This window comes from Rhizobium sp. N122 (assembly GCF_002211295.1).
Taxonomy (GTDB): Bacteria; Pseudomonadota; Alphaproteobacteria; order Rhizobiales; family Rhizobiaceae; genus Rhizobium.
This window is the reverse complement of the sequence record NZ_LOKU01000075.1, coordinates 1-7,476: the sequence shown is the minus strand read 5'-3', so window position 1 is coordinate 7,476 and position 7,476 is coordinate 1. Positions and strand designations below refer to the sequence as shown.

At 58.9% G+C, this 7,476-nt stretch carries 7 protein-coding genes and 2 pseudogenes; 2 read left to right on the top strand and 7 right to left on the bottom strand.

The features are described from left to right. Window positions 1-242: pseudogene (locus ATY75_RS31195) on the top strand (transcriptional regulator); the annotation flags it as partial. Between the two features lie 169 nt (window positions 243-411). Here ATY75_RS31195 and ATY75_RS31190 read toward each other — a convergent pair. From ATY75_RS31190 to ATY75_RS31170, 4 genes are all read right to left on the bottom strand, one after another. Further along, window positions 412-570, bottom strand: coding sequence for a DUF3606 domain-containing protein (locus ATY75_RS31190; RefSeq protein WP_088940436.1), 159 nt, complete (start codon window positions 568-570; stop codon window positions 412-414). A gap of 280 nt (window positions 571-850) precedes the next feature. Continuing rightward, complete coding sequence (locus ATY75_RS31185) at window positions 851-1,084, bottom strand: hypothetical protein (protein WP_016737406.1); 234 nt, start codon at window positions 1,082-1,084, stop codon at window positions 851-853. A 644-nt stretch (window positions 1,085-1,728) separates the two neighbouring features. Further along, window positions 1,729-2,316: an MFS transporter gene (locus ATY75_RS31175; RefSeq protein WP_088940434.1), complete on the bottom strand. Its 588-nt coding sequence runs from the start codon at window positions 2,314-2,316 to the stop codon at window positions 1,729-1,731. Between the two features lie 11 nt (window positions 2,317-2,327). Further along, on the bottom strand, window positions 2,328-2,684 hold the full coding sequence (locus ATY75_RS31170) for a response regulator (RefSeq protein WP_088940433.1): 357 nt from the start codon (window positions 2,682-2,684) through the stop codon (window positions 2,328-2,330). 273 nt (window positions 2,685-2,957) lie between these two features. Between ATY75_RS31170 and ATY75_RS35385 the strand changes: the two are divergent. Continuing rightward, a pseudogene (locus tag ATY75_RS35385) lies at window positions 2,958-3,168 on the top strand (hypothetical protein); the annotation flags it as partial. 679 nt (window positions 3,169-3,847) lie between these two features. On the opposite strand, the gene ATY75_RS31160 reads toward ATY75_RS35385, so the two are convergent. From ATY75_RS31160 to ATY75_RS31145, 3 genes are all read right to left on the bottom strand, one after another. Then, on the bottom strand, window positions 3,848-4,147 hold the full coding sequence (locus ATY75_RS31160) for a DUF982 domain-containing protein (protein WP_088940437.1): 300 nt from the start codon (window positions 4,145-4,147) through the stop codon (window positions 3,848-3,850). A 1,462-nt stretch (window positions 4,148-5,609) separates the two neighbouring features. Continuing rightward, window positions 5,610-5,987 (bottom strand): response regulator, encoded by a 378-nt coding sequence (locus ATY75_RS31150; protein ID WP_054185691.1) that lies wholly within the window; start codon window positions 5,985-5,987, stop codon window positions 5,610-5,612. Continuing rightward, the coding region (locus ATY75_RS31145; protein ID WP_088940431.1) for a PAS domain S-box protein at window positions 5,984-7,476 on the bottom strand (1,493 nt) is incomplete at its 5' end. The genes ATY75_RS31150 and ATY75_RS31145, both read right to left, overlap by 4 nt.

Sequence of the window (7,476 nt, the reverse complement as noted above, 5' to 3'; positions counted from 1 at the left end):
CTTCGATGCTCTACGAGCTTGCCAATTGCCTCAAGATCCCTGTTTCGAGGTTTTTCGAAGGTCTTCCAGATCCCGAAACCACTCAGGGCCAGCAAATCATAACAGAGATCGATGAGAAGATTGCCTACATTTCCACGGCGGAGGGACGGCGTCTGATAGACGACGTTTTGCTCCTTTCTCCGCGTGTGCGCAGCCGGGTCGTTGCCCTCGTCAGCTCGATTGTCGATGAAGAGATGGAATAACAGAAGTAAGCATCCGAGAGGGCCACTCAGGCGGCTTGATCTGTCGGTGGCGTAAGAGGTATTTGTGGAACTTCAGTGGCTCAGCCGTGGCTGGGTAGGTTCGATTGGTAGCGGTCCGTCTGTGGATACAACCAACACGATATCTGTACAGTAATTTATTGATGGGTTGTTATGACGATAGGGCTGGTTCGTTACCGGCAGACTTGACCGCCTTCTTGACCGTATCCTTCGAAACGTTTTCCTTTTTCGCCTCGTATGCGACTTCATGCTTCTGACCGGCGGCGACGCGCGCCCGGTCCTGATTTCGTCCACGTGATGTAGTAGCCATGATAGAGCCTCCTGTGTTTCGACCATCTGAAAACGGACGCGGATTCAAGAAGTTCCGGCTAATTCGTGCGGTGCAAGACATTCGTCGTAGGTGCCGCAACCGGGTGACCTCGATCCTGCACCGCAAAGACCTCCGCGGTGTCGCTCCGGCCGACTGGTAGCTGCTGGCTTCTCAAGGACGATAACGAAATCGAAGCTGCTGAGCACGTCTCTCCGCTGGGCGGGAAGCTGTCGATCAGCAAGGTGCAGGACGAAATCGGTTATCCCGTCGACCCGGCAGCTCAGTGAACGGCAGCCGACGTCGGCGCGTTTACGCGCGTCGCCCACCTGCCGACATAAGTGCCGATGAGCAGCGTCGTGACATCCTCTAACGATCTCGCGCCTTCGTTGAAGAACTCGATGGCGGCCGAGCACAAGGTTTGCGACGCCTGGTCGTCGGGTTCGACCTCGTAATAGCGGTACCAAGCCTGTACCGCTTCCGAAAGCATGCGGAAGTGTTTGTCGTGCGTTGGCATGTGACATCCTCCAGCTATCGACATAGCGGAGGAGCGATCTACAACAAGACCTCAGTCTCCAACTCTTCGGGATCCTGACGGCGGTCGTTCCCCACTCAAAGGACGCCACAGTCGAGAACGGTCACCTCATGCGGCTTCGGAACATGAACAAGACGAGAGATCCGGTGAGGTCTGCTGCGGTTGCGGCGAACATGGCTGTGAAAGCGGGGCTTGGTTCGAGCGAGCGGGCGATCATCCCGAATATCGGGGAAGACGAGGCCACGCCGACAAACCCCAGGTCCTTCAAGACGCCCAAGATCATGCCACGCCTTCGGGCGGAGATGTGCTCTTGTGCTTCCGCTAAGGCAATCGTGTGGCAGTTGCTAATCGAGTACAAGGTGGAGAGCACGATAGCGGCGACGAACACATTCTACGCCGGATCGAACGCGAGGGCGGTAGTCAGTACGATTGCTACCCCATAGAGCGCTCGACGATCGATCCCGCCGACCAACGCTTCATTGCCAGAGCTAGAACGACACCCGTCAACGTGCCTGCCGCGCTCACCGCGGCAAAGGCATTTGCCGCCTGCTGGGAAGAAACCTTGACCACCTCCATGAGGTAGGGCGACGCCCAGGCACTCCTGAACACGGTACCTAGAGATGCACTTAAGAGATAGGTGACAGGAAGATCAGAAACCCGACATTGTTCGGAGAGCGGCTTGCCTCGTCGAGCATCGGGTTTTCCTCGTTTCGATCGGTATTGACTGAGATATAGAGCAAGCCCGATGCCAAGGTCATACAGCACGCCGACGCCGCGACCGCGTATCGCCAACCGAGCATTGAAACAAGCAGCTCGAGCGGCGTTGCGGAGACCAAAGCTCCAAGCGACCCGCTGGTGGCGACCGTGGTCGCGACCCGCGCCGCCTTCTGCCACGGAAGTGCCTGCCCATAGTGGAAATAGATCCCCATAATAGCTGGAGCGCAGCCCATTCCGATCAGCCCCTGTCCCAGCAGTGCATGTGCGAATGACGTCGCCGTCGCGATCATCGCCGAGCCCACAGCGCCGCAAAGGGCGAGCGCTGTCATCGGCAATCGGCATCCGAAGCGATCGAAGAGCAAGCCTACTGGCAATTGCGTTGCGGCGAAGCATGCGAAGAATGCCGAGGACAGAACACCAAACTGGCATGGAAATAGTAGGAGATCACGTGAGGATGGGACGACAGATGAACTTTGTCGTCGACCCACATGTTCCATCCGCACTATTCCTATGCCGCCATCTTATGAAGCTGGTCGGTGACCTTTTTGGTGTCGTAGGGCTTCGGAAAAAATACGCTGTGATCCGGCATGTCCCGTGCCGACGGCTTCTGCTTGCCCGACACGACGATGATTTGGATGGGCGGCCATCTGTCGCGCACCGCCGCAGCGAGCATCAGGCCGTCCATGCTGCCGGGCATGTCGATGTCCGTAAAGAGGATGCGGATTCCAGGCGTCGCCTCAAGGATCACGATCGCCTCCGACGCATTGCCTGCCCCGAATGCCTCGAATCCTGCGGCTTCCACCAGATCGACCGTCTTCATCCGCAGGAACGGCTCGTCCTCGACTATCAATACCTTATGCTTCACTTGCCTACCCGTCGGAACCAGCCCGCACTGGTGAAACTTCAAATGCCGGATCGGGTTCCGCTGAGAATGCGATCTCGAAGACCAGGCCCTCCGGGCGGAAGTCCGAACTGCTTCGGGCGCTGGCCTTCGAGGGGAAAACGCGCTCAATGACTGCGTAGCGTGGCGCAGCGGTATCGTCTTTTCACCGTCCCGGAGCTTCGAGCAGCAGATTGCAGCGCAATGACGATCGAAGTGAGGGTATGCCGGCTGAACTTGATTTGGGACTCGAAGCTTATGCTTGACCGCCTCCAACAGAAGACAGTTTCCTTTGAACGGCGCTGAGCGACTGGTGGTGGTCGCAGCCGCAGTCTTTCCGTGAGCGCGTCAATCGGTCGGCGGCACGGCATGTTTTCGTGCAGGTTATACGGCAGGCAAGCAGACCACTGAACGCCGCTTCGTCTTCAGATCCGGCCGCATGCGCATCACCGTTTGGGCAACAGGCATCATGGAAGCGCCGCCAGGCAGGAAGAGCGTCGTCTGCGAAGAGAAAACCAAGCGGCTCGGCGTTAGCGGCTAACCGCTAACCAGCGACACCACGAAGCCAGCCCGTCGGGGACAGATCGCCCCCTCAGCCGCTTCATCAATGTGATTTGGAGTTTGAAATGGATCAATTCGCTACCGCCGACGACACCTCCGCAGCCGCGAAGCCAGGATTGCGAAGGTTACAGTCTTGAGGACCTAGCCGTCGCCAGCGGACTTACGGTCGAGGAAATCGCAGCGGCCGAGGGACCCCTTCAGATCGTGCCTCAGCACCACCTCGAGCGCATTGAGCATGTGATCTCGTAGCTTTCCGTCTGGGTCAATCGCCGCCTTTGCGCAGATCCGACCTGCAAGGAGCGGCATGAGGGCGAGCCACTATCCAGGTGCGGCGACACGAGGCCGCGCGGCAGGAGCGCGACACTAAGCCCTCTTACCGGGGCGTGGCACAACAGGGCGCGATGTCGCTCGAGAAGTAAGCGCCCTCAACGCGAACCTTGCCCCGGAGACCATGGAACCAGTGGGCTTGGCAGCTCGCCCAACGAAGCCGGGAAGACGACAGTCGCCGAACAACGGCGGTCGCGGGGCCGGAGGCGCCAACTCGATCGTTGGCCGTGGCTCAAGCTGTCGCCATCATCGGCTGTATCTCAGTACAGCTGAGGATCCCTGTCCCGCGACATCCGAGAGACAGCAATGACCTGGTCTTCCGGCACCAGCAAATCGTGTTTTTCAGCGAACGCAGCGTACAGGCCGCGTGCCGTCTCCGGCTCGATCTCGCCGCGGAGCGCGGCACCGCAAGCCTTGAGAGCGATGGAATGCGCACTATCCCGCAACGACGCCGGCCATTCGGCGAGATGCCGGTAGGCGTCCATCACGCTGCGGACCTCAACGGGAAATCCAAGACCAACAAGAACCGAAACAGGCTGTCTGAACATATCGGGCTTCATCATTCTCTCCTTCCCTAGCCGCGATGTTGATGGGCGCCATCGCGATGGCGCCGTTTGATGTCTTTGCGTTTGAACGTCGCCTGCGCTGAACAGTCGACGGCATCCGATTTTTTGGCTTTTTCGAATTCAAGAGGAATTGCAAAATAGCTCGTCCTCTCCCTGGCACTGATCCGCCCAGTGCCATGCGGTCGCTTTCAGCACGTCAGAACCAAACCATCCCATAGACAGAAAACAATGGAGGCACTCGACCCTCTCTCGGTGGCAACAAAGCTGCTTCCTGTGAAAACATCAATGCGCTGAAGGTTTTGGAGGGGGCGAAGGAAGGGCAACCTCGTCGACCGTCTTCAGCACCAAGAGAGTGTCATGGCGCCGCATGCGCGTGCGCCGGTTCAACAGCCGAACTGATGCCGCTTTGGGATTGAATATGGAACGAGCCGCGTCCGCCCGTCGTGCGGTCGCAGCCCCCATGGCTGCTCCACCTCCACATCTGTGCCGTGGCGCCTCTGCTGAAATCAAGGCTCGACATCCGACGGGGGCCTGGCTCAGGCGCGCCGGATTTATGACGTCCACGACGAGTAGCTCGGACTTGAACCCGCTTCTATTCGTTTTGGTACGGTGCCGGACACGGTAGCGATGGGAACATGCAGTTAGGAACTCTCGTGGATGCCTGAGGTTTAGGCCTCGCAAAGACAATCAACCCACAAAGGTGAACTCATGACTTTCAAGATCCTTGCGACGTCAGCACTCGCTCTTGCTCTTGCGACATCTGCCATGGCTCAATCCTCCGGAGGCTCTGGCGGCTCAGGAAGCTCCAGCGGCGGCGCATCGTCCGGCAGCGGTACGTCCAGTACCAATGGCGGCGCATCGGGCACCAATGCGACGGGCGGCAGCAATATGAATGGCAGCAGCGTTGGTAGCAATTCCACCGGGTCTGGAGCTGACGCCGGCAATCCAACGGATAGCAGCAGCAACTCTGGCGCGTCAGGTGGTGATCCGAACGACTGCCAGCGCGCAGCGGGAAGTGGCACCGGCAATCCGACTCCCAATAGTTCCGCACAATCAGGCGCGGCCAATGCTTGCTGAAGTCATCCAGTCTGGTCGGTAGTAGCAAAGGTGCTCCAGGGACAAGCGCAGGCTCGCCAGCTTTCGCGGGCCTGGGTGCCACTAGCGACCGCTTTCGACCTACCTTGTTGATCACGCCGAATTGCGATTTCGCAAAGCTGGGCGTCCGAACTCGCCTCAACGTCTTTGCGGTAGTGGAGATGCTTCCAATTACACTGCCTGGCGCCCCTGCAGCCTAACGGCTTCAATCTTGTCACGAAGCCCCGCTCAGTCGCCCGCGATGTTGTGGATCGGCATGTGAGCCTCACTAGCAGCGCTGCCCGCTTCGGCGGCGGTACTTTGATGAGGGCGGCCCGGAGCAACATGCGGCGAGCGTCCCGTTCGTCGTTCAATAGAGCGATTAAGTCGAAGATCCCGTTCCCTTCTTTATCAAACTAACCACCCGCGCTATCTCCACGGGCTTGTCGAGGCGCTTTACCGTCTTAAATCGCGGAGGGATTCCACTGGAACCGTAACCGGTGACGAATGCAAAGGGTGCGTTCCGAGCCGCCAGCGCGTCTGCGATCGGGATAGCCGACTCTCCATCGAGATTCAGGTCAAGTATAACAAAGTCCAGGTGATCCGTTTCGTCGAGAAGTGCAAGCGCGTCACTCAAGGCGCCGACCGGCCCAACCACCTGCGCACCGGCACGTGAAAGCGAGCTCGCCAGTTCGTCGGCGATGAAATAATCGTCCTCAACAACGAGAATGGCCAGGCCAGCAAGGGTCTCAACAGTCATCGTGGACTATTCCTTCCGAGGTCGAAAGCTATGGGAGCGAGAATAGTGCAGCGGATGCCGTCGGCGCCCATTTCATAGGTGGTCTTAGCTTTGAGTTGATACGGGAGCGCGCGCTCGATGAGCTCCCGCCCATAGCCCGAACCCTTGGCCGGCGCGTCTGCGGCCGGCATGTTTTCAACCCCGGTTTCCACCCACTCCAGGAGCAAGGCTGCCGATCGGCCGTCAGATCCATGCTCGAGACGCCATCGGATCGTAAGACGGCCTTGCGACGATGCCAGCGCTCCGTATTTGACAGCGTTGGTTGCCAGTTCGTGGAGCGCCAGGGCGAATGTCTGGATCGCCCGTGACCGCAATCGGATGCCCGGCGGTCCATCGAGCGTTATCTTTTCCCTGTCGCTGACATGCGCGGCCAATTCCGCCTCAAGCAGATCATCGAACGTAAGCCGTTCATATTCGCACAGATGCGAGAGAAGACTTTGGACTCTAGCAACAGCGGCAAGCCTGTGAGTGAAAGCCTCGGCGAAGTCTTCCAACGTCAGGCTTGACTCGATCGTCTTGAGCGACAGCGACCGTATGACCGCAACGATGTTGCGGGTTCGGTGCTGTAGCTCCGCCAGCATGACCTCCTGACTGGTCTGCAGTTCCTTCAGTTGCTGCACATCAGTACAGGTCCCGAGCCACTCGAACCCTAAGCCACTTCCTGGAAGCGAGCGGCTGTGGTGCCAGATATATTCCCCATCCGAAGCGCGACGGATACGATATTCGCAATCGAGCCCACCCTTGGCTTCCGCGTCCTCCCAGGCCGCCGTCACCAGATCGCGATCGTCGGGATGGACGGCCGCCAGCCAACCCATCCCAAGGCTGTCTTGATTATGTTGTCCTGTAAACCGTTCCCACTGCGGGCTTGACCAGATGCGAAGGCCAACGGATCGCGCCCGCCAGACCAGTTGCGGAACACCCGCTATGAGCGATCGCTGCAAGGCTTCGCTTTCCGAAAGCCGCTGTTCGGTTCGATGTTTCTCGGTGACATCCTGACCGATCTTGAGGAACCCTCTTACCGAGCCGTCCGGGTTTCGCAGGCATACGGTCGAGCCGCCAACGAAAACCTGCGAGCCATCCTTGCGCACGTGCCATCGCACGTCGGGAGCCGAACCTTCGCGTCTGGCCGTCTCGATTTCCTTGCGATCCTCGCCCTTCGCCCGATCTTCGGCAGTGAAGAGTTCGCTGCAAGACATTCCGGCGGCTTCCTTAGCCGTCCACCCGAAGACTTTCTCAGCACCCTTATGCCAGTCGACGATCCGATCCTGCGGGTCCGCGACGAAGATGGCATAGTCGCGGGCATTCTCAACGACGAGAGCAAAGCGTTCCGTCGTCGATTGAAGGGCCTGCATCTTGTGGAGCCTGTCGATCACCGGACCGAGGATCGTGGCGTAGGTTCTGAGGAATTGTGTGTCTTCCTCGCCGAAATCCCTTGGCTCGATGTCGTCGA

Bases quoted from the DNA above. Each gene is read 5' to 3' on its own strand.
- ATY75_RS31190 (WP_088940436.1), bottom strand. From the start codon at position 570: ATGGCTACTACATCACGTGGACGAAATCAGGACCGGGCGCGCGTCGCC.
- ATY75_RS31185 (WP_016737406.1), bottom strand. From the start codon at position 1,084: ATGCCAACGCACGACAAACACTTCCGCATGCTTTCGGAAGCGGTACAG.
- ATY75_RS31175 (WP_088940434.1), bottom strand. From the start codon at position 2,316: ATGGAACATGTGGGTCGACGACAAAGTTCATCTGTCGTCCCATCCTCA.
- ATY75_RS31160 (WP_088940437.1), bottom strand. From the start codon at position 4,147: ATGAAGCCCGATATGTTCAGACAGCCTGTTTCGGTTCTTGTTGGTCTT.
- ATY75_RS31150 (WP_054185691.1), bottom strand. From the start codon at position 5,987: ATGACTGTTGAGACCCTTGCTGGCCTGGCCATTCTCGTTGTTGAGGAC.